Source organism: Ferdinandcohnia sp. GQ5 (genome assembly GCF_059759275.1).
This window is the reverse complement of record NZ_JCAXEW010000016.1, coordinates 62,426-87,831: the sequence shown is the minus strand read 5'-3', so window position 1 is coordinate 87,831 and position 25,406 is coordinate 62,426. Positions and strand designations below refer to the sequence as shown.

General features: G+C 37.5%; 20 protein-coding genes. 9 read left to right on the top strand and 11 right to left on the bottom strand.

The features are described from left to right. The first annotated feature begins 334 nt into the window (after nt 1-334). On the top strand, nt 335-1,027 hold the full coding sequence (locus AC6CHV_RS18745; protein WP_440273580.1) for a universal stress protein: 693 nt from the start codon (nt 335-337) through the stop codon (nt 1,025-1,027). A 41-nt stretch (nt 1,028-1,068) separates the two neighbouring features. Here the strand turns inward: AC6CHV_RS18745 and AC6CHV_RS18740 are convergent, their stop codons facing one another. Continuing rightward, nucleotides 1,069-1,632, bottom strand: a complete 564-nt coding sequence (locus AC6CHV_RS18740; protein ID WP_341332777.1) for a tyrosine-type recombinase/integrase — start codon at nt 1,630-1,632, stop codon at nt 1,069-1,071. 482 nt (nt 1,633-2,114) lie between these two features. Between AC6CHV_RS18740 and AC6CHV_RS18735 the strand changes: the two genes are divergently transcribed. The 7 genes from AC6CHV_RS18735 (at nt 2,115) to AC6CHV_RS18705 (ending at nt 13,278) form a co-directional block, all read left to right on the top strand. Continuing rightward, complete coding sequence (locus AC6CHV_RS18735) at nt 2,115-4,331, top strand: outer membrane protein assembly factor BamB family protein (RefSeq protein WP_341332778.1); 2,217 nt, start codon at nt 2,115-2,117, stop codon at nt 4,329-4,331. A gap of 1,116 nt (nt 4,332-5,447) precedes the next feature. Continuing rightward, complete coding sequence (locus tag AC6CHV_RS18730; protein WP_341332779.1) at nt 5,448-6,485, top strand: TRAP transporter substrate-binding protein; 1,038 nt, start codon at nt 5,448-5,450, stop codon at nt 6,483-6,485. Nucleotides 6,486-6,749: 264 nt separating this feature from the next. Then, entirely contained in the window at nt 6,750-7,226 is a 477-nt protein-coding gene (locus tag AC6CHV_RS18725; RefSeq protein ID WP_341332780.1) for a TRAP transporter small permease, read from the top strand. Further along, nucleotides 7,226-8,494, top strand: a complete 1,269-nt coding sequence (locus tag AC6CHV_RS18720) for a TRAP transporter large permease (protein ID WP_341332781.1) — start codon at nt 7,226-7,228, stop codon at nt 8,492-8,494. The genes AC6CHV_RS18725 and AC6CHV_RS18720 overlap by 1 nt, the downstream gene beginning before the upstream one ends. Before the next feature lie 145 nt (nt 8,495-8,639). Beyond that, nucleotides 8,640-9,446, top strand: coding sequence for a GNAT family N-acetyltransferase (locus AC6CHV_RS18715; RefSeq protein WP_498079465.1), 807 nt, complete (start codon nt 8,640-8,642; stop codon nt 9,444-9,446). Nucleotides 9,447-9,468: 22 nt separating this feature from the next. Continuing rightward, nucleotides 9,469-10,584 (top strand): o-succinylbenzoate synthase, encoded by a 1,116-nt coding sequence (gene menC / locus AC6CHV_RS18710; RefSeq protein ID WP_498079464.1) that lies wholly within the window; start codon nt 9,469-9,471, stop codon nt 10,582-10,584. A gap of 1,029 nt (nt 10,585-11,613) precedes the next feature. Further along, nucleotides 11,614-13,278 (top strand): BCCT family transporter, encoded by a 1,665-nt coding sequence (locus tag AC6CHV_RS18705; RefSeq protein WP_440273586.1) that lies wholly within the window; start codon nt 11,614-11,616, stop codon nt 13,276-13,278. 94 nt (nt 13,279-13,372) lie between these two features. Here AC6CHV_RS18705 and AC6CHV_RS18700 read toward each other — a convergent pair whose 3' ends face one another. The 8 genes from AC6CHV_RS18700 to AC6CHV_RS18665 all read right to left on the bottom strand — a co-directional run bounded on the left by AC6CHV_RS18700 (nt 13,373) and on the right by AC6CHV_RS18665 (nt 21,570). Next, nucleotides 13,373-13,924, bottom strand: coding sequence for a cupin domain-containing protein (locus tag AC6CHV_RS18700; RefSeq protein WP_341333583.1), 552 nt, complete (start codon nt 13,922-13,924; stop codon nt 13,373-13,375). 119 nt (nt 13,925-14,043) lie between these two features. Next, complete coding sequence (locus AC6CHV_RS18695) at nt 14,044-15,312, bottom strand: hypothetical protein (RefSeq protein ID WP_341332786.1); 1,269 nt, start codon at nt 15,310-15,312, stop codon at nt 14,044-14,046. 145 nt (nt 15,313-15,457) lie between these two features. Continuing rightward, a complete protein-coding gene (locus tag AC6CHV_RS18690; RefSeq protein WP_498079463.1) occupies nt 15,458-15,835 on the bottom strand; it encodes a permease in 378 nt (125 codons plus the stop codon). Nucleotides 15,836-15,876: 41 nt separating this feature from the next. Then, nucleotides 15,877-16,083 (bottom strand): helix-turn-helix transcriptional regulator, encoded by a 207-nt coding sequence (locus AC6CHV_RS18685; RefSeq protein WP_341332788.1) that lies wholly within the window; start codon nt 16,081-16,083, stop codon nt 15,877-15,879. A gap of 156 nt (nt 16,084-16,239) precedes the next feature. After that, on the bottom strand, nt 16,240-17,964 hold the full coding sequence (nagZ, locus tag AC6CHV_RS18680) for a beta-N-acetylhexosaminidase (RefSeq protein ID WP_498079462.1): 1,725 nt from the start codon (nt 17,962-17,964) through the stop codon (nt 16,240-16,242). Nucleotides 17,965-18,112: 148 nt separating this feature from the next. Beyond that, nucleotides 18,113-18,988, bottom strand: a complete 876-nt coding sequence (speE, locus tag AC6CHV_RS18675) for a polyamine aminopropyltransferase (protein WP_498079489.1) — start codon at nt 18,986-18,988, stop codon at nt 18,113-18,115. 99 nt (nt 18,989-19,087) lie between these two features. Then, nucleotides 19,088-20,857 carry an ATP-binding protein gene (locus tag AC6CHV_RS18670; RefSeq protein WP_498079461.1) on the bottom strand — a complete coding sequence of 590 codons (1,770 nt, stop codon included), beginning with the start codon at nt 20,855-20,857 and terminating at the stop codon, nt 19,088-19,090. After that, complete coding sequence (locus AC6CHV_RS18665; RefSeq protein WP_498079460.1) at nt 20,854-21,570, bottom strand: response regulator; 717 nt, start codon at nt 21,568-21,570, stop codon at nt 20,854-20,856. The genes AC6CHV_RS18670 and AC6CHV_RS18665 overlap by 4 nt, the downstream gene beginning before the upstream one ends. A 152-nt stretch (nt 21,571-21,722) precedes the next feature. On the opposite strand from AC6CHV_RS18665, the gene AC6CHV_RS18660 reads away from it, so the two are divergent. Next, nucleotides 21,723-22,913: a DUF418 domain-containing protein gene (locus AC6CHV_RS18660; RefSeq protein ID WP_498079459.1), complete on the top strand. Its 1,191-nt coding sequence runs from the start codon at nt 21,723-21,725 to the stop codon at nt 22,911-22,913. 729 nt (nt 22,914-23,642) lie between these two features. On the opposite strand, the gene coaA is transcribed toward AC6CHV_RS18660, so the two are convergent. Next, nucleotides 23,643-24,566, bottom strand: coding sequence for a type I pantothenate kinase (gene coaA / locus AC6CHV_RS18655; protein ID WP_498079458.1), 924 nt, complete (start codon nt 24,564-24,566; stop codon nt 23,643-23,645). A 63-nt stretch (nt 24,567-24,629) separates the two neighbouring features. Then, nucleotides 24,630-25,247, bottom strand: a complete 618-nt coding sequence (locus AC6CHV_RS18650; RefSeq protein ID WP_341332795.1) for a YczE/YyaS/YitT family protein — start codon at nt 25,245-25,247, stop codon at nt 24,630-24,632. Between the last annotated feature and the right edge of the window lie 159 nt (nt 25,248-25,406).

Genomic DNA, 25,406 nt, shown 5'->3' with positions numbered 1-25,406 from the left:
TCCTTAGTGGATGATTTTTACAAAATGGCTGAATGGATTGACTCATTTTGTAGCATGCGATATAGTCATACATAGTTTATAAATTAAAGAACATTTTTTAATACTTTTGTAATCAGTAGCTAATTAAATTCCTACTGAAATATAGCTTAGCGGTTGCCTCGATTTACTCAAATATCGGATCTAATTAGCTAAGTGAATTTTAATAGGTGGTGTGATAAATGTAAGCCCAGCTAAATTAAGGGTTTATCCTTTAGTAGTTCCTTATTTGCTTGTTATTTATGAAACGGAAGTTGGCTAGGCCAATGATTTCACATCAACTTCGAGGTGAGTAATAATGAAATTAATAAAAGAGCGAATGGACGAGAGTATCCTTGTCTGTGTATATTATGGCCCAAATGGTGAACGTCTCATCCAACGTGGTTGCAAGATTGCAAAAATGCTAGATTGTCCACTTTATATCTTAACTGTTGATCCAAAGCCTTTCGATGATCTCGACCCTGAAAAGGTAAGCTATATTGAAAGATGGAAAGAGTTAGCTGACCAACATAGTGCGGATGCGTTTATTATCAAGGACAATGAAAAAAGACCAATTTCAAAAGTAATCGCAGATGTTGCAAGGGAGAAAAATGTTACCCAAATAATTCTTGGCCAAACTGCACAAAGTCGTTGGGAACAAATCGCAAAAGGTTCAATTATAAATTCATTATTAAGAGAGATTCCTTTTGTAGACCTTCATATCATATCTGTTGCCCGTTACCTTAAAAACACTGAAGGCCATTTTGACAAAGGCGTTCGTGCATATCTAGTCCAGGAGGGTAATGTTTACCGCCTCATCTTTAAACATACAAAAAATGTCCTTTATGAAGGTATCTTCTTTAAGGAATTCGGTACAGACTTTAATAATGGAATATTTAAATTCATGAAAGACCAGAAGACATTACAGGTCCAAGTGAAAGAGGATATCGTTTCTGATTTTACAAATGTAGAAATGAATACAAATTTAGACGACGATGATGACTTTTTATGACCACTCCGCTATCAAGCGGAGTTTTTTTTGTACTTTATTATTTATAGGTTTACGTCCACTTTCACTAATTGCTTCTCTTCGTTATTGATTCCGATATATTTGAACGTTTCGGATGGTGAATGATGGTTGTAGATATCCATTAATATTGAAATTGCAATTCCTTTTAGGTATGCATGATAGCCAAATGTTTTTCGAAGAGTATGCGTTCCGATCTTCCCAGAAACTCCCACCTCTTTAGCAGCATGATTAATAATCCGGTATGCCTGCTGTCTGGAAATTGGTAGATTATCCTTCTTTGATTTAAATAAAAAATCACTGCCTTCGTATTCTTGTGAACTTAAATACTCAGTAAGTTCATTTTTTATCATATTATTTAAATAGAAAGCTTTAACTTCCCCACTTGTTATGTCATTTATATAGAGGAAATCCTTCATTCCAGATTCACCCCATACGTCTTCAACACGTAATGAAAGTAAATCACTAACCTTTAATCCTGTGTTGATCCCAAATACAAAAAATAATAAGTCCCGATGGGATTGCTTTTTAAGCACTTCCTTAATTTCATTTATTTTATTTACGTCTTTAATTGGATCGACAAATTCCATCGATATCCCCCTACTAATGTTACATAACTTAAAACTAACATACATTAAGTAACATGACAAGAATCATGCTTACAAATTTTTTAGAGAAATGCCCTCACTTTTTATTGAATAACACCATGTACTGCTAAAATCTCAAATTTTCAGCTAATAAATTGGATTATTTTATTTGGAGCAGGGCAAATTATAAAAAATCTTATTAACTTTATTCAGGAAAAGTCCACCACTTTATATGTAGTGGGATGAGTGCACTAATAGTAACTATTCAGAAGGAGAATTTGGACTGAATAAAGTTAAAGCCCTAGGCGGACGCCATGATTTTTCGGAGGTGTTTTTTCGACCATAAGATCAAAGACTACTAACGCCACTTCCTGTGGCAACGTCTTTGTGACCCACCTCGTGTGGGCCTAAGAATCTGGCGATAGTACGCTAAGCGGCATTTGATTAATTTTCACTATTATCACAATGGAAAGGAGTTTTACGGGATGAAAAGGTTTGGATGGGTTATTATTGTCCTGCTTGTTGTAATTGCCATCGGAGCTGGTGTAATGATTTCAAATAATATCGGCAAAGAAGAACAAGCTGAACAAGGAGTCGAAAACCAAGAAAAAGAAAAGCAGAAAGTAGACAAGAATAAGCATTTTTCAGTACAACATAAGGATTATCCTGGAAAAGTTGCCCCGAAATTTTCAGCTGAGGATTTGACGGCGGCACCAACAGGAGATTGGATTACACATGGTGGAAATATCTTCAATGGTAGGTACTCTCCGCTAGACAAAATCAACATATCAAATGTAAAAGGCTTAAAAGCTGAATGGGTTACAAGTCTCGGCTCAGGTTATGAATTTAAATATTCAGGCGAAGCAACTCCAATTGTCTATGACGGGGTTATGTTCACCATTACCGGTGCTGATGATGTTCAAGCAATTGATGCTAGAACTGGTGAATTAATTTGGGAATATCGCCCTGAATTAGCAGCGAACTTAGATACGGTCTGCTGTGGATGGACAAGTCGTGGTGTTGGATTAGGAGATGGAAAAGTCTTTGTCGGGCTATTAGATGCAAGACTAGTTGCATTAGATCAAAAAACAGGCGAACTTGTTTGGGAAACGAAAGTTGAGGATTGGGAAAAAGGATATAACATCACTAGTGCCCCACTTTATTTTGATGGATTGGTATACACAGGGGTTGCTGGAGGTGAATATGGAATCCGCGGTTTCGTTGCTGCATTTGATGCTGATAAGGGTAAAGAAGTTTGGAAAACCCATACGGTTCCTGGACCAGGTGAGGTTGGACATGATACCTGGCCGCAAGACACTGATGCATGGAAAAGAGGCGGAGCAGCTGTATGGCAAACCCCAGCAATTGACCCAGAGTTAGGGCTTCTCTATCTCTCAACTGGTAATCCATCTGCTGACCTAGATGGAAGCACTCGTGAAGGTGACAATTTATTTGCCGATTCCGTTCTTGCATTAGATGCGAAATCGGGTGAGTACAAATGGCATTTCCAAGAAGTACACCATGATATTTGGGATATGGATGCGCCAAACCCTGTAGTTTTATTTGATGTAGAAATGAAAGGAAAGATGAGAAAAGGTATTGCACAAGCTGGAAAAACTGGCTGGCTCTACATACTGGACCGAACTAACGGTGAACCACTGATCGGCATTGAAGAAAAACCAGTACCACAGGATGAAAGACAAAAAACAGCGGCCACTCAGCCGTTCCCGGTTGGAGATAATTTTATTCCACAGGGAGTCACAGAAGAAGATGTTAAAAAAGATTTTCCTGAGGGTTGGAAAGGAAAAATCGGTACGATCTTCACACCGTTCTGGGATGAGTTTGTTACATTAAAACCGTCACCACAAGGTGGAGCAAACTGGCCACCTTCAGCTTACAACCCAAATACTGAGCTGTTCTATTTATTAGCAAATGATACGTATTTTTCATACTCACATCGTGAAGGTGATGAGGCGAATAATTATAAAGAAGGCGAAGTTTGGCTTGGTAGTATATGGCAGCCTGTTAATGGAGCTCCTGGCCGTGGTGTGGTAACAGCCATGGATATTAAAACAAACAAAATTGTATGGCAAAAACATTGGGATCAAATTGCCTATAGCGGTCTATTGACAACAAAAGGAGATCTCTTGTTTACAGGTCATAACGATGGCCGAATCATCGCATTCGACGCAACTAACGGGAACGAATTATGGGAGTTTAAAATGGATGCCGGAGCAAACGCACCTCCTATCACATATGAAATTGATGGTAAGCAATATATTTCAATTTTTGCTGCTGGTAACTCACTTGCAGGAACAACACATGGAGATAAAATCTATACCTTCTCACTTGAAGGTGCGTATGCATCTCTAGAAGATATACCTGAAGATAAAATCAACATATCACCAACAGCAAATGATCCTTCCGCTACCGATAAGAAACAAGATGCAGAAGAAAGTGATAGATCAACTGCACATGAAGGCGCAGACATTTACAAAAACAACTGCTTGGCATGTCACGGTGACAACGGTGAAGGTGGTCACAACGGACCAAACTTACAGAAGAGTGAAATGCTCCAAGACAGGGACGCTTTAATTAATCAAATTAAAAATGGTAGCGCTGGAATGCCTCCATTTAAGGACAGCTTGGATGATAATCAAATTGATGCATTAGTTGAATATTTACAAAGTCTTGGTAAATAACAGAAAAGGGAATCGTTTGATAACGATTCCCTTTTTTTGTTGGTGTTTGTTAACTAATGTTTGGTATCGATTCGCTGGGGTTTTTATTGACGTGGATGAAAGACTTTAGCTTGCTTCCTCCTCCTCGCTCGGGACTTCATTGACCGGATAAGGACTTTAGCTTAAATTCCTCCTCATCACCTATGAAGGGGTAAATCACTAAAATATTTGACCGGTTTCCTCTTCATCGCCATCATGAAGTGCATAATCACCAAAATATTTGACCAGTTTCCTCTTCATTGCCACTATGAAGGGCAAAACCATTAGAATATTTAATCGGTTTCCTCTTCACCACCACTATGAATGGCAAAACTACTAAAGTATTTGACCGGATAAGGACTTTAGCTTAAAGTCCTCCTCATCACCTATGAAGGGGTAAATCACCAAAATATTTGACCGGTTTCCTCTTCATTGCCACTATGAAGGGCAAAACCACTAAAATATTTGACCGGTTTCCTCTTCATCGCCACCATGAAGGGCAATATCACCAAAATATTTGACCGGTTTCCTCTTCATCACCACCATGAAGGGCAAAACCATTAAAATATTTAATCGTTATCCTCTTCACCACCACTATGAAAGGCAAAACCACTAAAATATTCGACCGGTTTCCTCTTCATCGCCACTATGAAGGGCATAATCACTAATTCGTAAATAACTGAAGCTTCCTTAAGATATATTGTGACTTATCAACAGCGGAATTCACAGTGCCATACTCTTTTTATCGATCAATTAATTAAGAAAGATATACAAATATAATATCTAAAATTAAAACTTCGTTATATTCAGTAATTTAGTCCTATAATTTTGTGAACTCCTATTTACACTATTTAGCTTAATCTACGGGTAGACATTTACACATATTTCACATTGTAAAAGTTGTAAAAGCATTGGCTATTAATGAAAATATAGAAATTCTTGAATGCATATTTTGTAATAAAATGCAGATACTCTATTGTCCTTTAACGCTTTCATTAAAAAAATTATCAAAAAACACGAAATATTGTAGAAAAATGAAAAATAGATGTTATAATGTTCAATATCGTATAAAATTTTCTGAAAATAGGGGGCTTTATCATGAAAGGAAGAAAACTTTCCTGGATGGTACTCTTCTTCGTGTTTGCTTTAGTTTTAGCAGCATGTGGAAGTAATGAATCCAGTAACGAAGGCGAATCAACATCTGATGGCGCTAAAGACGAAGGAAAAACATACACATTTAAAGCAGGACATTCTCAAACAGAAGAACATCCTTATCATCTTGCATTACTTGATTTAGCTGAAAATGTGAAAGAACGTACTGATGGAAAAGTTACAATTGAAATTTTCCCACTTAACCAATTAGGTGCAGAGAGAGAACTAACAGAAGCACTTACACTTGGAACTGCTGATATGTCAATTTCATCAACAGCCCCAATTGCAAACTTCTATCCACAAATCGGAATCGTTGATTTACCATTCTTATTTGAATCAAGAGAACATGCATACAGCGTACTTGATGGACAAGTTGGTCAAGATCTATTAGCTGGTATGGAAGATGTAGGACTTGTGGGTCTTGCTTGGGCTGAAAATGGTTTCCGTCATATCACAAACGGCAAACACCCAATCACAAAGCCTGAAGACTTAAAAGGATTAAAAATCCGTACACAAGAAAACCAAATTCACTTAGATGCATTCAATGCTCTTGGCGCTCAACCAACACCAATGGCTTGGAACGAAGCACTAACTGCTCTTCAACAAGGAGTCGTTGATGCACAAGAAAACCCATTAATCATTGCTGATACGTACAAGCTTTATGATGCTAACCAAAAATACATGACATTAACAGGTCATATTTACTCACCTGCAGTTGTCATGTTCAGTAAATCAGTTTTTGATACACTTCCAGCTGAATACCAAGATATTCTTAAGGAAGAAGCAAAAATTGCGGGTGATAAAGTTCGTGAACTTAGCACAAAAGCTGACACTGATTCTTTACAGGTAGTAAAAGATGCCGGTATGGAAGTTATCGAAGATGTTGATGTACAACCTTTCCGTGACGCAATTCAATCTGTATATGAAAAGTACGAAAAAGACTTTGGTAAAGAAAACATCGAAGCAATCTTAAACGGAAATTAATCTAAATAAAAAAAACTTGGTGAGTGCCCAGCACAATCCAAGTTTTTAACTTTATTCAGGCGGGGTTTGAACCCCTACTGAATAAAGTTAAAAGCCTACGGCGGAGACAAGCGATTTTCAAAGGAAGCTTTTATAGCGTAAGATCAAAGACTAAGAACGCCACTTCCTGTGGCAACGTCTTTGTGACCCACCTCGTGTGGGCCTAAAAAATCTCGGCGAAAATCCGCTAATGCGCATTTAATTAGATAATAAGGGGAAATAAAGGTGATTAAAAAGATAGTAGATTTAATAAACGGATTTTTTAAATGGATACTAATCATCCTATTTTTTTTATTGGTAGTCGTTGTCTTTTTACAAGTGCTTTTCCGATTCGTTCTTGAACAGCCCTTGGCATGGACAGAGGAATTAGGTCGTTACTTACTCGTGTGGACGACGTTCCTGGGAGCAGGTTATGGAATGAGTGTAAAAGCACACCCTGGGGTTGAAATTCTCTATGACGCTTTCGGACCAACCGTAAAAAAAATACTAAATGTAGTTATTTCAATTCTTGTTATCTTTTTCTTTTGGCAGATTATCGTCCATAGTTTCGACTTTATCGGCCGAAGCATGATTCAGAAGTCTCCGGTTCTTCAAATACCGATGGGATATATCTATACAGTAATTCCGATATCAAGTGTTCTTTTTATTATCAATCTACTTTATGTCGTAATTACTGAATGGAAAAAGGAGGCGAAGAACTAATGGCTTGGTTATTATTTGGGATATTAATCGTCCTTTTCTTCATTAATGTACCAATCGCAGTTGCCCTGGGACTCGCTTCTATGATTGTGCTTATGATTCAAGATAATGTTCCATTAATGGTTATAGTTCAAAAAATGTTTACATCAACAGACTCGTTCACATTGATGGCTGTTCCCTTCTTCATCCTTGCAGGTAAGTTAATGGAGGTTGGCGGGATTTCTAAACGACTCGTAGATTTTGCAATGACGATTGTTGGAAGAATGCATGGTGGCTTAGCGATGGTTTCTGTTGTAACATGTATGTTCTTCGCTGCTATTTCAGGATCTGGTGCGGCAACAACAGCAGCAGTTGGAGCTATCATGATTCCAGCAATGGTTCAAAAAGGCTATGATAAGAGCTTCTCTACTGCCATTCAAGCTGCAGGTGGAACAATCGGTGTTATGATTCCTCCAAGCGTACCAATGATTTTATTTGGTGTTATCGCTGGGGCATCAATCAGTGATTTATTCATCGCAGGAATTATCCCTGGTATCTTTGTTGGTCTATCTTTAATTCTAGTTGCGTACTTTATTTCTAGAAAACGCGGGTACGGTAAAGAAGAAAAAAGTTCAGTTAAAGAAATCTTCACATCCTTTAACAGAGCCATTCTTGCGATATTGATGCCAGTTATTATTCTTGGCGGTATCTATGGTGGAGTGTTTACTCCTACTGAAGCTTCCGTTGTCGCTGTTGTTTATGGATTAATAGTTGGTCTGTTTATCTACAAGGAAATTAAATGGAAGGACCTTCCTGAAGTTTTTATTCAATCAGCTGTTACATCTGCAGTTATTATGTTTATCATTTCGTGTGCATCGATTTTTGGATTTATTTTGACAAGGGAACAGATTCCACTGTCAATTACAAATGCGCTACTTGCAATTTCAGATAATCCAATTATCGTTTTAATTATCATTAACTTAATTCTATTAATTGTAGGTACATTTTTAGAAACATCTGCTGCGATTATCATCATGGCACCAATCTTGCTTCCGGTTACAACAGCTGTTGGCATCGATCCAGTTCACTTCGGGATCATCATGGTTGTAAACCTTGCAATTGGATTCATTACACCACCAGTTGGTATTAACCTATTCGTAGCATCCAATATCGCAAACTTACGATTAGAAAAAATCGTTCGGGCAATTATTCCATTCCTGATTATTCTAATTATCGACATCATCATAATTAGTTTCGTACCTGAATTGAGTTTGTTCTTCTTGGATAAATAATAAAGAACGCTTGCTTCCAACTGGAGGCAAGCTCTTTTTCTATTTTACAATCTACCGTTCTTAAAAATTCGATGATACAATCAAAAATACTTATAATAATTAGTATTGATTTTTTTATTCAAGTCCCAACGACAGGAGGCAATCCATGCAACAAGCTATTTTATCTTCCATGATTATTAAAAATATAAAATCAATCGAAGAATTACATCAGGTTCATGAATTAGAATCGACCGTTTGGAGTCCGGAGGATACGGTTCCGATTAGTCATACTGCTGCAACGATTAAGAACGGTGGGTTTATTTTAGGTGCTTTCTACGAGGAGCAACTGATTGGTTTTCAATATAGTTTCCCAGGTTTTGATGGGATTAAGCCCTACCTTGTTTCTCATAGTTTAGGAATTCACCCTGATTTTCGCAAGTTAGGTATCGGTGAAAAATTAAAGCATGAACAACGAGCGTTGGCAACGAAGATGGGGTATGATTTAATTTCGTGGACCTATGATCCTCTGGAAACAGTGAATGGTAATTTGAACCTACATAAATTAGGGGCAACATGTACTGCTTATATCGAAAATGCATATGGGGAAATGACGGATGGCATGAATGACGGTCTTTCCACTGATCGTTTCGTTGTTGAATGGGCCGTAAAAAAAGTAAAACGTGAAAGTGAAAATTACGAAATAAGCAAGTTTCCACTCTTAATATATGTGGAATTTGAAGATGGCTCCCTAATTCCGGGAGATACAAACTTAGAGGAAAACAGTGATGCTTTGTTAGTACCGGTACCTGGCAATTTTCAAGAAATAAAAAGAAAAAACTTCAATGCCGCCATATTATGGAGAGAAAAAACAAAAGAAGTGTTTACACATTATTTAAAACACGGTTGGGTTGTGACAGATTTAGTAAAGGACCCCGAGAAGAAAAATCAATATATGTACCTTTTGGAAAAATAATATTTTTTTGAGGAGAATTGGCTTGGAAATTAAGAGTATTATTTTACGATATATGAGAATGAGATTGCTCCACCCTTTTAAAACGAGTGTGGGAACAATTACGGATAAAGACTTTATTTTAGTTGAGGTTAAGTCAAAAAGCGGTTTGTCCGGTTGGGCAGAAACGGTCTCCGACGCAATTCCCATTTACCACGAAGAAACAGTTAAAACAAATTGGCATATGCTTAAGGATATTTTAATTCCGAAGCTCATGAAAACAGAGCTTAAACACCCAGATGATGTGTCAAAAGCTTTCAAGGATTTGCGTGGAAACTATAATGCAAAGGCGGCCCTTGATGGTGCCATCTGGGATTTATATGCTAAGGAAAATGGCATCTCATTGACTAAAGCGATCGGCGGCATTAAGGATAAAATAGAAGTTGGAGAAAGTGTCGGAATTCAAAAGTCTGAACAGGAGCTTCTTCAAAAAATCGAAGGCTTTGTAACAAAAGGTTACAAGCGTATTAAGGTGAAAATTAAGCCAGGTTGGGATATGAATATTTTAAAAGCGATTCGTAAGGAATTTCCGGTGATTCCGCTTATGGCAGATGCGAACTGTGCATATACCATACATGATATTCCTTACCTCAAACAATTGGACGAGTTCAATTTAATGATGGTCGAGCAGCCCTTAAGCTATGACGATCTCATTGATCACGCCAGACTGCAAAAAGAGTTAAATACCCCAATCTGTCTGGATGAGTGCATTCACACAGTTGAAGATGTTCGAAAAGCAATTGAGATTGGCAGTGGAAAAATCATCAATCTTAAAATTGGTCGTGTAGGAGGTATAACAGAGTCCTTAAAAATTCATAAGCTTTGTGAAGAGAACAAGATCCCGATGTGGTGTGGTGGAATGCTCGAGGCCGGGATAGGCAGAGCACATAATATCGCCATTACTAGTCTAGCAAACTTTACGTTACCAGGTGATACAGCCCCTTCTTCCCATTACTGGAAAGAGGATATTATTACTCCAGAAGTTACGATGAAAGATGGATATATTGAGGTTCCTACAGGGCTTGGAATTGGCTTCGAACCTAACATGGAAAAAATAGAGGATCTCATGCTCTATAGTGAAACATTTCATAATTATGAATAAGATAGTCCAAGAGAGATAATAAATGGAAAAACTATACACATGTGTATCATTTTTAAGCAAATAAGAGTTAAAAGCATTCGTAAAATAGAATTACGTATGCTTTTTTATAGATTGACTATATAAAAGCATTCGCAAAATCCAAAGAATGGTAGAATTGATTTCAAAAAAGATATAAAATGTAAAAATTCTCCACTTGTGTATCCTTTTTAAGAAAAAATATGATAAAAGCATTCGTAAAATAGAATTACGTATGCTTTTTTATAGATTGACTATATAAAAGCATTCGCAAAATCCAAAGAATGGTAGAATTGATTTCAAAAAAGATATAAAATGTAAAAATTCTCCACTTGCGTATCCTTTTTAAGAAAAAATATGATAAAAGCATTCGTAAAATAGAATTACGTATGCTTTTTTATAGATTGACTATATAAAAGCATACGCAAAATCCAAAGAATGGTAGAATTGATTTCAAAAGAGACAATAAATGTAAATATTATCCACTTGTGTATTGTTTTCAAGTAAAAATGTGATAAAAGCATACGTAAACAAGAATTACGTATGCTTTTTAATAGATTGGCAGTATAAATGCATTCGCAAAATCCAAAGAATGGTAGAATTGATTTCAAAAGAGATATTAAATGTAAATATTATCCACTTGCGTATTGTTTTTAAGTAAAAAAAGTGATAAAAGCATACGTAAAAAAATTTTTAAGAGGCACTCTTTCTTACCTTTTGATGTTTTTCCTGAAAGGACTAAACTAGCTGCCATTGCCAGAACCGATGATCTTTTACTTCGTTGATAACACCCTCGTAAAGTGCACTTATCCTCAGCCGTTACTACACCCGGCACGTTTTCAATACCATTTACTTTTAGCCACCTGTTGCCCCAACCAGCTTATAATGTGTGTACCCTTCATGAATAGAATAGAATGGCTACATCTTTATTTAACTCGTGCTTAGAAGCATTAGTATATTATCCTTCAAGTTGCAAAAACTACCAAAAACAGTTTTTTAAGGTGGGGGTTGTGAATGAAAAACAGGATGATTGATTGGCCAACTTTTATTGGCGCATTTTCATTATTGATGTTGGTTACGATTCCTCTCGTCCTCTTTCCTGAAAAAGGTGAAGAGGTGGTTAATGCTGCGAATACGTATGTGACCACAAACTTCGGTGTGCTCTATTTGCTAGTTGGAATTGTCATTTTCTTTTTTCTCATCTATGTTTCATTTAGTGCAAACGGTCAGATATTGCTTGGGGATAAAGGAGAAAAGCCCGAATTTAATGATTTCTCTTGGGCTGGCATGCTATTTTGTGCTGGGATTGGCTCTAGCATATTATATTGGGGAACAATCGAATGGGCTTATTACCTTCAAGGTCCTCCCTTTGGAGTAGAACCTGGCACAAAGCAAGCCATTGCATGGGCAACCACCTATGGGATTTTTCATTGGGGACCAATTGCTTGGGCGATTTATACACTTCCAGCCTTACCAATTGCATATTTTTATTATGTTAGAAAAAAACCTGTCTTAAAAATTAGCGAAGCGACACGGCCATTAATTGGTAGACTAGCCGACGGTCCTATTGGTACCATAATCGATATCTTATTTATGTTTGGTCTTATAGGTGGTGCCGGAACGACGCTTGCCCTAGGCACTCCGATGATTGCTGAGGGTATTTATCGTCTAACCGGCATTGATGTGAACATGACTGTAAAGACGATTATTTTATTATTTGTGACTGTTATCTTTGCTGTTAGCTCTTATACAGGATTAAAAAAGGGAATAAAGATTCTTTCTGATGTAAACCTATATCTTGCTTTCTTTCTTTTGGCTTTTATCTTTTTATTTGGGCCAACTCGATTCATGTTAGAAACAACAGTAAATAGTATTGGTCTTTTATTGGATAACTTTTTTCATATGAGTACATGGACAGAGCCGTTTAATTCATTGGGCCCATTTGAGAAAACCTCCTTCCCTGAAACTTGGACGGTGTTCTATTGGGCATGGTGGCTTGTCTATGCCCCATTTGTCGGTCTATTTGTTGCCAAAATTTCACGTGGACGTACGATTAAACAGATGATTCTTGGGACGATGATCTATGGTACAATCGGAAGTATTTTATTCTTTGGTGTATTAGGAAATTACGCGATGCATCTCCAACTTACAGGAGAAATGGATATTATTAATACATTGAATACAGAAGGAGCTTCTCCTGCTATTTTAGATGTTATTGAGAGCCTTCCGTTTTCATGGTTTATGGTCCTCGTATTCACTGTACTTGCTATAGTATTTCTTGCTACAACTTTCGATTCAAGCTCTTATGTGTTAGCGTCTGTTGTACAAAAGGAGGTTAAAGATGAACCAATAAGGTGGAACCGATTATTTTGGGCATTTGCCCTCTGTATAATGCCACTAACTTTGATGTTTATCGGCGGACTCGGCACCTTGCAAACTGCAAGTATCGTCGGAGGCTTCCCTCTCCTTTTTATCATGGTCATGCTTGGTTGGTCCTTTCTAAAAGCATCCACCCGTGATATCATGGCATCCGATTATTATGAGCCAAAAACGATTGAGTTAAATTATCGTAAAATTCTTGAACGCTTGCGTCGGAAGAAAAAAGCAAAAGGGAAAGCATCTGGCGAACAAGACCAAAAGGGGCCAATCGATGCCCATTTTGAAGATGACAAAAAATAAATCTAGGACAGAGCCCATTTCGGCTCTGCCCTTTTTAATGGGACGCAGGGACAGGTCCCTTGACCCACTTTTTCTATCATTAGAGTCCAATAGCTTAGTGTTCGTGTTCAGCCTCCATTGCTGCTGCTTTTGTTTTATGGACAGTACCGAAAGGATGATTTGGTGGTGCATAGATTGAATATAGTTTTATTGGAACATTTCCTGTATTTGTTAGGTTGTGCCAATACCCTGCTGGAATAATAATGGCTGAATCGTCAGCAATTTGTCTTACAAAGTCTAACTGATTTTTGTTTTTCCCCATTTGAACAATTCCATTGCCTTGTTCAACACGTAGGAATTGGTCCACATCAGGATGTATTTCTAAGCCGATATCTTCTCCAGGTTGTAAACTCATTAATGTTACCTGTAGGTGAGTACCTGTCCAAATCGCGGTGCGAAACGTATTGTTTTGCTTGGAAGCTTCATTGATATTAACTACAAATGGCTGCTTACCTTGATCATTAAATTCGCGCATTTCCCTTCCCATATGCGGGTGATAGTATCCCCAATAGTTCCAGTAATGCATAGGAACATTCGTGTAATATGGATGGTGGTGATGATGTTGGTGGTAATAGTGATAGGGGTATCCATATGTTACATAATTCATTTTCTTCAATATCCCTCCTCAAATTGCTAAAATATCCTATGCAAGAGAGAGTGTGAACGGTACCCAAATTATTTGTCAATTATGCGGGACGGAGGGACCTGTCCCTGCGACCCACATTCTTACAATTCATCTAAAAGGAGAACTTCTCCTGTTGATGCATGAACGGCAAATTGGCAATCTATTTTTCCACACAGGACATATTGATTTTGGTCAAAGTCATACACGTAATAAGGCTCTAATTCGAACTTTCCTTTGACCTTTTCATAGGCCTCATCCTTGCTTATCATCACTTTCTCGGGTTCTTCAAATTCATCAAACATCTCTAACATCATCTGGTTATCCATATAATTCACAGCCTGAAGACTTTCAGAATCAATCATGACATTAACTTTCCGCTGAAATACGCGTTTATCCTGCTTGTTTGCTCTTACTATCGCATGAATATACCCCGACTCGCGATGAAGTGATTTTAACATCCAGACTCCAGAATCACTGGGATATACCCTTCGTAAAAAATCCCGGACCTCTATCGTACACATTTCTTGCTCTGTCTCTGTGATTGGTAGTGTATCAGGTGAGGGCTCGCCTGAAAATGCTTGGTCAGCCGAAACCTCTTCATGCCAAGTTATCTCGTTTCTTTCAAATGAAGAATCCTCAATCGGCTCATCCCAATCCAACGTTTTATCTATTTTCATATATCCTCTAACATCCACGATAACTTCAAAAGGGATTGTGGCTGATTGGTCATTCCGTACATAAAGCTCTTCTACTGCATAAGCGGAGACTAGTCGTTGTTGTTCCATTAACGGAAAATCAATCAACTTCACTTGATTTTTTGCGATTTCCTCAATTTTCTCAAAGGTCAATGTATAAGGTTCTATTTTCACCATGTCCTTCGCTGGAAAATGACCATGTGCAGAAAACAAAGTTAGCCTACCCTCCTGATCGAAATTGACCTCAATCATTCCAGAAGGCGAAACAGCAACACCATTAATGCATTCTTTAAAATGTAGCTCTCCCTCTTCTTCCTTATGTAACTGGAATTGCTGCTCAAACGTTAATCCTGTCTCCTGCTCAACCCATTTTATAATGTCATTTTTATCAGAGAAGTTTATCCCGTTTGTGGCAAACGTCTGACCCATCACGAAAATTACACTTTCAAAGTTACGACTATTTACATCGATTGTGATAACTGCCGTTCCAACTGGATTTTCATCCTCATACTCTTGTCCCAAACAATGATTAGGAAACCATTCCATTGACATTGTATAGACCGTCTCATTAAAAATATTGACACTTCGATTGAAACTGTAAGTTTCTAAATAATAGTCCCACAACCCAAACTTTTCTTTTGTAAAATCAACTAACTCCCGAGTTCTTTTATCCATATTGCCACCTCCAATATATTGCTTCGATAATAACTACGAATTACTCACCCAACGGTTTCACATTTTACCAATTTCAGGTTAATAAAATACTGCACTTGTTTAAGTGCAGCAAATAATGATTAGTCGGTATTCCGGTCCATCTGACCTAGTATATTTTTGAATAAATGACAAAGGAGATAAACATCGTAGAGATTAATAATGTTGTGAGGATGTTGATCAGTTGTGCTGCAGTTAAAGCAATCAATTCAAATTGTAAACCAATGTTAAAAGCAATTAGAAAAATCATCATCGCAAAAAAAGAGGCGAAAATACCTTTCTCTCGGATAAGTTTCATGCGTTCATCCTTTTGCTTAAATTGTGGATACAAATATGACAAACAAAAACTCATGACTGCCATAGCCATTGTCATTAAAGCCATAGGTGCGGGTGATGAATTAGCCATAATCCCAACAATTAGTAAAAAAACCGACATCACGGTAAACAAAATACCCAACACGATAAATGGAACTCGTGAATTTCCCATCTTTTTTCCTCCTTTAATATGACTTCGTCAAGAATAAATCCTTATTTATAATCTTCTTTCTCTAAAATGAAAATGTCTTCAACCTTCGTTTCAAAAACTTCAGCCATAATTAATGCTAAGGGAAGAGAAGGGTTGTATTTGCCCTTTTCAATTGAAATAATCGTTTGCCTGGAAACACCCAATTTTTCAGCAAGTCGATCCTGCGAAAAACCGTGTTTTTTCCTAAAATCTGATACTTTATTTTGCAACCCATTCACCACCTCTTATATTATTCATCATAATGTAAAGCTTCCTTTACGTCAAGTTTCCTTTACATTTTTTTAGACAAAAAAAAGAAAGTTAGTCACTTGAACTAACTCTCTTGCAAAATCACAATTTAGACCCCCACTAAGTAACCCGTCTCACTATGAATTTTTGTCGAGTACTTTTTGTATGGATTGATTAAGTTTATTTATATTTACTTGTACAGACTTTTTATCGCTTAACTGATACTTTTCTTTCAATTGGAGGATCCTAGTCACACTTTCATCGATTCTCTCTTCGGATATTTCACCATTTTTGATCGCACTTTTAATCGCATTATGGACCCGAACCACACTGTTGTAGTCATGTGCCACCATGATAATGTCACTTCCGGCCTTAATTGATTGAACCGCTGCCTCACCAATATCGTAATCATTGGTGATTGCTTTCATGTAAAAATCATCGGTAATGACAACTCCATTAAAACCTAGTTCTTTCCGCAGAATATCGGTGATTATGGTTTTAGACATGGAGGACGGATAGGTGTTGTCAAGCGCTGGGACTAAAATGTGGCCGACCATTACCATATCTGCTCCTTCTTTAATAGCCTTCCGAAATGGAATAAATTCCAGACTCTCTAGCTCCGCCCGCGTTTTTCCAACCCTAGGTAATTCAAGATGCGAATCAACATGTGTATCCCCATGCCCTGGAAAATGCTTGACTGAGGAAATAATAGACTGCGACTGCAGCCCTTTCATTGTTTGGATCCCAAGACTACTCACAATCTCTGGATTACTGCTAAACGAACGGTCACCAATAACAGGGTTATCAGGATTGCTATTAACATCAAGCACAGGTGCAAAGTCCACATTAAACCCAAATGCTTTAAGCTCTTTTCCAAGGACTGTGCCGATTTCATACGAGAGGGTTGGATCATTAATCTTTCCAATTTCTAGATTTGTCGGGAAGGTGATTAAACCTCCTGGCAACTTTGAGATTCGACCGCCTTCCTGATCCACACCAAAAAATAATGGAATTTTACCTTCATTAGCCTGTTTTATTTGGTTCAAATAGTTGACAGTTTGTTTCGGAGATACTAAATTATCCCCATTAAAAATGATGCCTCCTACTTGGTATTTCGTAATTAACTGGTTCATATTTTGGCTCATCGTTGTACCGGAAATCCCAGCAAAAATCATTTGACCAATTTTTTCATCTAAACTTTGGTTTTCACTTTCACCTTTATCAACCGATTGTTGAAGGTTTGTCACCACAGAAATATGATGAACAGTTGGGTTAGGCTTTTGTTCAGTCGGTTTCGGTAAAATCCACTTCAACTGAAAAGTAGGATTGACTTGATAGATGAAAATAACTTGGTTTACGTTTTCATCTTTATAATATTTAACCTCATCTGGCTCGCCTATCGCTTTTTGAATATCTTCTAAATGAATATCCATTAAATCCGAGTCGTAGGAACGGATGTCAAAAGCAGTCTTATTCTTAATCCCAATTGTTACGTCATGATCAGGATACACTACGAAGTCCCCAATCGAGCTTTTGTCAATAGTTGGCGGCTCTCCCCATTGATTGTGTATTTCTTGAATGTTTGTCTGTCCTGCTATAAAAGGAGTGTGCGGAACCTTCCCTGTTTTAGAAATTGAAAAAATTCCCTTAACTTGCTCTAAGGAATCTGGTTTTTCTTCTGCTGTTCCTTCTGGCAATGTCTCAGATTCATTTTTTTCTGATTGCTGAGTCGACTCCTCACTTGGAGCACTCTGTTCACTTTGCTGTTTGTTACCTTTTTCAACATACATATAAACAGCTGCAACCACTACAACAACGGAAAGTATACCAATCAAACCTGTTAATATTCCTTTTTTCAACATAGGCTACCTCCCTGCAAGTTTTTCTTCTATATATTATTAGACTCTTTTAACAGCAGAAACGTTACATTCGTTTTTGGGACACAGGACCTGTCCCTGTGTCCCACCAGATCGGTTTCATTGTGCAACAAGAATTCAAAGAGGCAAGGGTTCAAGTCCTTGCCTCTTTTTTATAATATTCCCCTAGAAACTGTGGCAATGCAAAACAGCTTACCACCATTTGCTCGTTCACATATTTTGTTTCTTTGTGGCTGACTCTGCTTGGGTTTACAGTAATATGCTTCTTGGACCCAATCGTGAAGCTCCACATTCCACCAGGGTAGGTCGGTACAACTGCCGTATACAACTTAGTCTCATTGAAAAGTTCTGAGATTCGAGTATAGGACTGTTTCATTATGGCAGAATGGAATATTGGTGATTGGCTTTGACAAACCATGATTCCGTCATCTTTTAAGGCCTCATATAAGCTTTGATAGAAGCTCTCTTCGAATAATACCGCTGCTGGTCCAATTGGATCTGATGAATCCACGATTATCAGATCATACTTATTTTTCTTAGTTGCCGCGAATTTTACACCATCATCAAAAATAAGATGAACACGTGGATCTGCTAGGCGACCTGATACCTCAGGTAAATGTTCGATACTAGCTTTTACTACAAGCTCATCAATTTCAACCATATCAATATGTTCGATTTCTTCGTATTTGGCTACTTCCTTTGCAACTCCACAATCACCACCACCAATGATTAATACCTTTTTCGGATTAGGGTGAATCGACATGGGCACATGTGAAATCATTTCATTATAGATATGTCCATCAACTGAGGTCGTTTGAACAATACCATCTAACACTAGCATTCTTCCAAAATCATATGAATCCAGAATCATGACTTCCTGGAAAGATGATTGTTGATCAAAAATAATATCTTTAATCCGATAGCTGATTTTCAAGTTGTCGTACTCATCTTCGGTGAGCCATAAATCTCCATTTTTCTTAGATAAATAAGGCTTATTAAGTTCCATCATCATCCCCCATTCTATTCTTATTCTTCCAATATAAGAATAAGAAAGAACACTATGCATGTCCAGCAAAGTGGGTCGGAGGGACAGGTTACTCGTCCCAGTTTAATCCTGTTGTGGGACGCGGGACCTGTCCCTGTGTCCCGGCATTATAACAGTGATCTCTGTTCCGATGTTTTCCCACGATTCGACGTTAATATCTCCGCTATGCGATTTTGCAATTTGCAGCGCTATACTCATTCCAAGCCCTGTTCCTTCTACACGTTCATCTGTGTTTGTTCCACGATAATACCTATCGAATAAATGTTTCTTAGTCACCTCATCCATCCCAACACCGTTATCCTTGACAACTATTTTCGTCCTACCTTTTTCATTGGTTTCCTCTAAGAGAACTTCAACGCTTGTACCAGGCGGGTTATGTTTCATTGCATTATAAATAAGGTTATCTAGCATTCTTTCAAACAACCGTTTGTTTACTTGTAGATAACGGTTATTGCGTAAAGGATCAAAGGCAATCGGGTAGTCTTTTATTATCCGGTCCCTTTCAAACTTCCCTAAGACCCCTTCTACAAATTCACTTACTTCTACGGTCTCAAACTGCACTTGATTCGTACCATTTTTCAGTTGAAAACTTAATGAAAAATCTTCTATTAAATGTAGCATATAATCACTTTTTTCACGTATCGTTTTCCCTATTTCTTCTAACTCATCCTTGGTCCAATCATATTGGCCACTTTCTAAGAGATTTCCATATCCCTGCATCGTCGATAAAGGTGTGCGTAAATCATGAGATATTCCTGTCATCCATTCTGATCGATTTTTCTCTAATTGCTCCCGCTCTTTCCTCGAAGCTTCGAGTTTACCTGCCATATCATGAAATGCCTCAAACACCTCTAGATATAACTTATATCGCAACCGAATCTTTCCATTCTTACGATATACCTTCTTCTTTTCACGCTCTGTTAGTACTTCACTGTAGTTTTCATTTCCCATCCTGCCAAGCCAATTCGCAAAAATAAACAGTGGATTTCCATAGCGAAATCCATTCCATATTGAAATTGCGATAGTGATAAGGAGGACAATCCCCCCAGTAATAAGAAATCCTCGTGCTACATCAAGATACGTTTCTAGTTTCACTACATTGCTATTTTCATTTGGTGTATATAATTCCCAAACCATTCCATTCTTAGTGTCTTCATAAGTCGTTCTTTTTGATGAATAAATATCAGGTGCAACATCTCTCACAAAAACATCCAAAGGCTTCTCGTCTTCACGGTTTTGTAACCCAATCATTTGTTGCAATGACCCATCCTTACGATATATTTTCAGAGTGCCTTTTTGTTTTTTTAATAGATTCTCGACTTTAAGTTGGTCCGCTTCATCTATTGTCCCACTTTCCCCATACGCCCCAACAATTTGTTTTAGTAAAAGGTGTGCTTGATCCTGGTAGCCTAAAACAAATAGGTAAGGTACCTCGTAAAATGTCTCTAAGTAAAAGGCAAGTGAAAAATCTTGTAATTGCTTTGTTTCCTTCATCATTTCCAACTCTTGATATGTATATTTGTTCGGTATTTCACCTGGTACATTTCCTGATTCAATCACAGTTCCCTCATGATCAATTATTTGTACCCAAATTTGTTCCTTTTCTAAATCTTTATCCCAATCCTTGTTCATACTGAATTCTGAAAATGAAAACCCCGTATTGACTGAAATGGCCTCTAACTTTGCCTGATAATAATTAGATTGAGATACATCTTCTGCATAAATACCTATAGCTATAATTAGGGTTAGAAAAATGACAATAACCATTAAGGCAGCTACTAACAAAAACTGTAATGAGAAATGCAAAAATAAACGCCATCTTAGCTTTTTCATGATTGATTTCCCTTAACAAGTTTATATCCAAGCCCTCTTACTGTTAGTAAATATTTAGGGTTACTTGGGTCCTCCTCGATTCTTTCTCTAATTCTTCTAATATGTACCGAAACTGTATTCTCATCAACATAATTGTCAAATCCCCAGACTGCTTCAAGGAGTGCAGATTTAGAATGAACAATATTCGGATGCTTGCACAAATAAAGCAACAACAAATAAACTTGAGTTGGACAAGGTACTGGCTGACCGTTTACCAACAATTCTCCTGCGCCTTCATCTAACAAGAATCGATTAAAATCAAACTGCTTAGATTTCAATAGAATTGTAGGCTCAGCTAATTTAGAACTTCTTCTTAAATACGCTTTAATTCTTGCAGCCACCTCTAATGGATTAAACGGCTTTGTCACATAATCATCACCGCCAGTAGCAAATCCCGTTAGTACGTCTAAATCTGATACTCTAGCGGTTAAAAATAAAATATAGGCTGACGATAATTCACGGATTTTCGGACAAAAGTTGAATCCGCTGCCATCTGGTAGCATCACATCAAGGATAACAATATCAACCTTTTGTTTTTTTAGAATAGTAAGCGCATCTTCCCCTTTGTATGCCGTATATATATTTTGAAATCCTTCCTTTTTCAACATCATTTCTAACATTTTCACAATAGCTTGTTCATCATCAACTATTAAAATATTTGTCTCATTATACATAAGTTTCCACCTCATCCTTATCATAACAAAGCAACTTTACGAACAGTTGAACAAATCAAATAAAGTTTTATGCATCCGTAAGGTAGTGGTTAATTTTTGGAAAGCTCATCCCTTTAACATATAGGGTAGTTCAATATGAAAGGGAGCAGAAAATGAAAAAACGAGTTAGGTTGATGGATGGACTAAGGGGATTCAGTTTAATTGGGATATTAATAGCGAATGTATTAATTTTTCAATATGGTATGTTTGGGAAAGATCAAATGGAAAACTATCAGACTTTAGCGTCTGATCAAGCATCCTATATTTGGATCAAAATCTTTATAGAAGGTAGCTTCATGCCTATCTTTTTGTTTTTATTTGGCTATTCTATGGTTAAATTATCGGAAAAACTTGAAGGCAATGGTAAAAAGATCAAACGACACCTAGTACGTCGTTTCATATTATTACTTACTTTCGGATTACTCCACTCCTTTTTTGTTTGGGAAGGAGATATTTTATTTTCCTACGGACTGATTGGCTTACTTATGATTGGCTTTGTTAAACGAAAGAAAAAGACAATACTAATTTGGACTATGACGTTATTTTCATTAAGTACATTGTTAGGGGTAATTGGAGCAAATGAAGAAATGGAGAAACCAAAGAATTTAGATTCCTATATCCAAAAGGAGTACGAGGCATATTCAAGTGGAGATTATTGGGAAACTTATGATTTTCGCAATAACAGAGAAGATCCGTATGGTTATCCTGATTTTGTATACCTAGTCATGTTAGTGCTTATGCCACTTGTGATCTGCCCGATATTCTTATTCGGAATGTACGCCGCTAAAAGCGGATGGTTCACATTTCCTGAAAAAGAAAAACGGAAATATAGTTGGTTAGCTTGGCTATTTCTACCTATGGGCTTAGGGTTAAAATCTTTACCATATCTGTTTCCAGAACATATATGGACAGAATCAATTTATACAATAGGTGCGCCCCTTCTCTCGGTCGGTTACATCTTCCTATTTGCATATTTTTATACAAAAGGAGAATCCGTCATTTTAACTCTTTTTGAAAATGTAGGACGTCTATCCATGACAAATTATTTAGCGCAAAGTTTTATATGTACTCTTATTTTTTATGGATATGGTCTAGGATTATTCGGAAAGATGGGTGTTCTTAATGGGATTTTGTTAGCAATCGTGATTTACTTATTCCAAGTTATTTTAAGCCACTTTTATCTTAAAATCTGGAAAATGGGACCTTTTGAAAAAATCATGAGAATCGGCACCTACATGACATGGCGAGGAATTCCAAAATCCAAAAAGGCACAAATTCGATTGCATGAAAAAGCTACGCATTAATGTGCGACAACTGTAAATGGCATGAGCAGAACATGGCTTTCGAAAGAGTTTTCGCCTTCACATTCGGATATCAGCCATAAAAATATGTTATCAGCCGTATTTTCAAATTAACGGCCATAATTCAAAAAAACGCCGCGAGTGTATTTGCACTGCGGCAGCGTAGTATAGTGAAGTGGCTGGGACGAGGGACCTGTCCCCGTGTCCCAACAGCCATAAAGATATGTTATCAGCCGTATTTTTTAGTTATTGGCCATAAATTTTCAGTAACAGCCGTATTTTCAAATTAACGGCCATAAATCGAAAAAAACGCCGCGAGTGTCTTTGCACTGTTGCGGCATAGTATAGTGAGGTGGCTGGGACGAGGGACCTGTCCCCGTGTCCCAACAGCCATAAAAATATGTTATCAGCCATATTTTTTAGTTATCGGCCATAAATTTTCAGTAACAGCCATATTTTCAAATTAACGGCCATAAATCGAAAAAAACGCCGCGAGTGTCTTTGCACTGTTGCGGCATAGTATAGTGAAGTGCTGGGACGAGGGACCTGTCCCCGTGTCCCAACAACCATAAAGATATTTTATCAGCCGTATTTTTTAGTTATTGGCCATAAATTTTCAGTAACAGCCGTATTTTCAAATTAACGGCCATAAATCGAAAAAAACGCCGCGAGTGTCTTTGCACTGCAGCAGCGTAGTATAGTGAAGTGCCGGGATAGAGCCCGGCGTCTTATCTAAAACTTTTTAAGGAAGACTTTTTCCATGATGTGGTCAGGGCCTTTTTTGAAGACGATATCTGCGCGACGACGTGTAGGGAGAATGTTTTCTCGTAAGTTTTTGGCGTTGATTTCCTCCCAGATGTCAGTTGCCTTTTTAATCGCCTCGTCTTTTGACAACGATGTGTAGCGATGAAAATAAGACATTGGGTTCTGGAACGCCGTCTTTTGCAGTGTCAAAAATCTCTCAATGTACCATTTTTTAATATTTCTTACGTCCGCATCAATATAAATTGAGAAATCAAAAAAGTCACTGACAAAAACCGAATGGGACTTGCTGACTTGAAGGACATTTATCCCTTCAACGATTAAAATATCTGGCTGCTTAATAACCTCTACCTTATCGGATAGCACATCATACGTTAAATGAGAGTAAAGTGGAGCCTCCACTTTCGACTTACCAGACTTTACCTTCATCATAAACTCAATTAATCTTTGAGTATCGTAGCTTTCGGGAAATCCTTTTCGACTCATCAAGCCCTTACTCTCTAGGGTTGCGTTAGGATACAAGAATCCATCTGTTGTAACTAACCCTACCTCTTTATGCTCATCCCAACGTGATAATAGAGTTTGGATCACCCTCGCTGCGGTGCTTTTCCCTACAGCCACACTACCTGCAATTCCAATAATATATGGAATTTTCTTAGCTTTATAGTCTAAAAATGAATTCGTTGCTCCCTGTAGCTGTTGCGATGCTTTTACCTTTAGATTGATCAAACGGGTCAATGGCAAATAAATTTCTTTTACTTCCTGAAGAGAGATTTCCTCGTTTATACCACGAATGCTCTCTAGTTCTTCTTCAGACAGTAACAAAGGAGTTTTATTGCGCAGTTCCGCCCATTTTTCTCTATTAAATTCAATATAATTTGTTAACGGATTCATAGCATTTACCTCTATTTTAGATTCATGTTCATTTTATCAGATTGTTACTTGAATTAATATGTTTTAATAAGAATGAGTTGTGCTCGCGATTTGCAAGACTTTCTTCGTTCTATTATTGACAACTTGAATGATTTTACCTAAAAACAACGCAATCACTAGAGTCCCAAGTCCAACCGGTCCTCCTAAAAGAAATCCGAGAACGGCTCCTGTACCTTCAATCCCCATTCTTACAATATTAAAGCTTAAACCGAACCGATTGCAAAACGCAACCATCATTCCATCTATTGGTGTCTTAGGTAAATTCGCCTCCATATAAATGCCAATCCCAATTCCAGCGATAACAAGACCTACAATGAAACTGACAATTTGTAATTCCCGAGATGATGTAAAGTCAACATTCCCTAATACAATATAAAACCAAAAATCAACAAAAACACTTCGGATTAAGATTGGGATAACCGATTCGATTCGCAATCTCTTTTTTTCAAGAATCCAGGTAATGAATATAAAAGTGAACTGTGTGAAAATTGACCACGTTCCAATCGTCAAACCTAAATGCTCTGTAAGCCCTACAGCTACGGTATCCCATGGCCCCGCTCCGATCAATGATTGAATAATAAAAGCAATACCTAACGCAGTTAGAGCGAGTCCTCCAAAATAAATTCCTATACGCTTTCCCATGTTGCACCTCGATGTTGATTGATATTTCAAAATAATTATTTAATTATAACATTTGCACGCAAAATTCATCAAAAAAAGAGGCATCTGCCCACCAAAAAGGACAGAAGCCTTTAAACATTTCACTAGACTCATATTTTTTCATATTGAGTATTCTTGATA

Coding starts and splice junctions, on each gene's coding strand:
- AC6CHV_RS18670 (WP_498079461.1), bottom strand. CDS start 20,857: ATGAAAAAGCTAAGATGGCGTTTATTTTTGCATTTCTCATTACAGTTT.
- AC6CHV_RS18735 (WP_341332778.1), top strand. CDS start 2,115: ATGAAAAGGTTTGGATGGGTTATTATTGTCCTGCTTGTTGTAATTGCC.
- AC6CHV_RS18695 (WP_341332786.1), bottom strand. CDS start 15,312: ATGGATAAAAGAACTCGGGAGTTAGTTGATTTTACAAAAGAAAAGTTT.
- AC6CHV_RS18665 (WP_498079460.1), bottom strand. CDS start 21,570: ATGTATAATGAGACAAATATTTTAATAGTTGATGATGAACAAGCTATT.
- nagZ (WP_498079462.1), bottom strand. CDS start 17,964: ATGTTGAAAAAAGGAATATTAACAGGTTTGATTGGTATACTTTCCGTT.
- AC6CHV_RS18690 (WP_498079463.1), bottom strand. CDS start 15,835: ATGGGAAATTCACGAGTTCCATTTATCGTGTTGGGTATTTTGTTTACC.
- AC6CHV_RS18705 (WP_440273586.1), top strand. CDS start 11,614: ATGAAAAACAGGATGATTGATTGGCCAACTTTTATTGGCGCATTTTCA.
- AC6CHV_RS18720 (WP_341332781.1), top strand. CDS start 7,226: ATGGCTTGGTTATTATTTGGGATATTAATCGTCCTTTTCTTCATTAAT.
- AC6CHV_RS18740 (WP_341332777.1), bottom strand. CDS start 1,632: ATGGAATTTGTCGATCCAATTAAAGACGTAAATAAAATAAATGAAATT.
- speE (WP_498079489.1), bottom strand. CDS start 18,988: ATGATGGAACTTAATAAGCCTTATTTATCTAAGAAAAATGGAGATTTA.
- AC6CHV_RS18745 (WP_440273580.1), top strand. CDS start 335: ATGAAATTAATAAAAGAGCGAATGGACGAGAGTATCCTTGTCTGTGTA.
- AC6CHV_RS18660 (WP_498079459.1), top strand. CDS start 21,723: ATGAAAAAACGAGTTAGGTTGATGGATGGACTAAGGGGATTCAGTTTA.
- AC6CHV_RS18730 (WP_341332779.1), top strand. CDS start 5,448: ATGAAAGGAAGAAAACTTTCCTGGATGGTACTCTTCTTCGTGTTTGCT.
- AC6CHV_RS18715 (WP_498079465.1), top strand. CDS start 8,640: ATGCAACAAGCTATTTTATCTTCCATGATTATTAAAAATATAAAATCA.
- coaA (WP_498079458.1), bottom strand. CDS start 24,566: ATGAATCCGTTAACAAATTATATTGAATTTAATAGAGAAAAATGGGCG.
- AC6CHV_RS18650 (WP_341332795.1), bottom strand. CDS start 25,247: ATGGGAAAGCGTATAGGAATTTATTTTGGAGGACTCGCTCTAACTGCG.
- AC6CHV_RS18700 (WP_341333583.1), bottom strand. CDS start 13,924: ATGAATTATGTAACATATGGATACCCCTATCACTATTACCACCAACAT.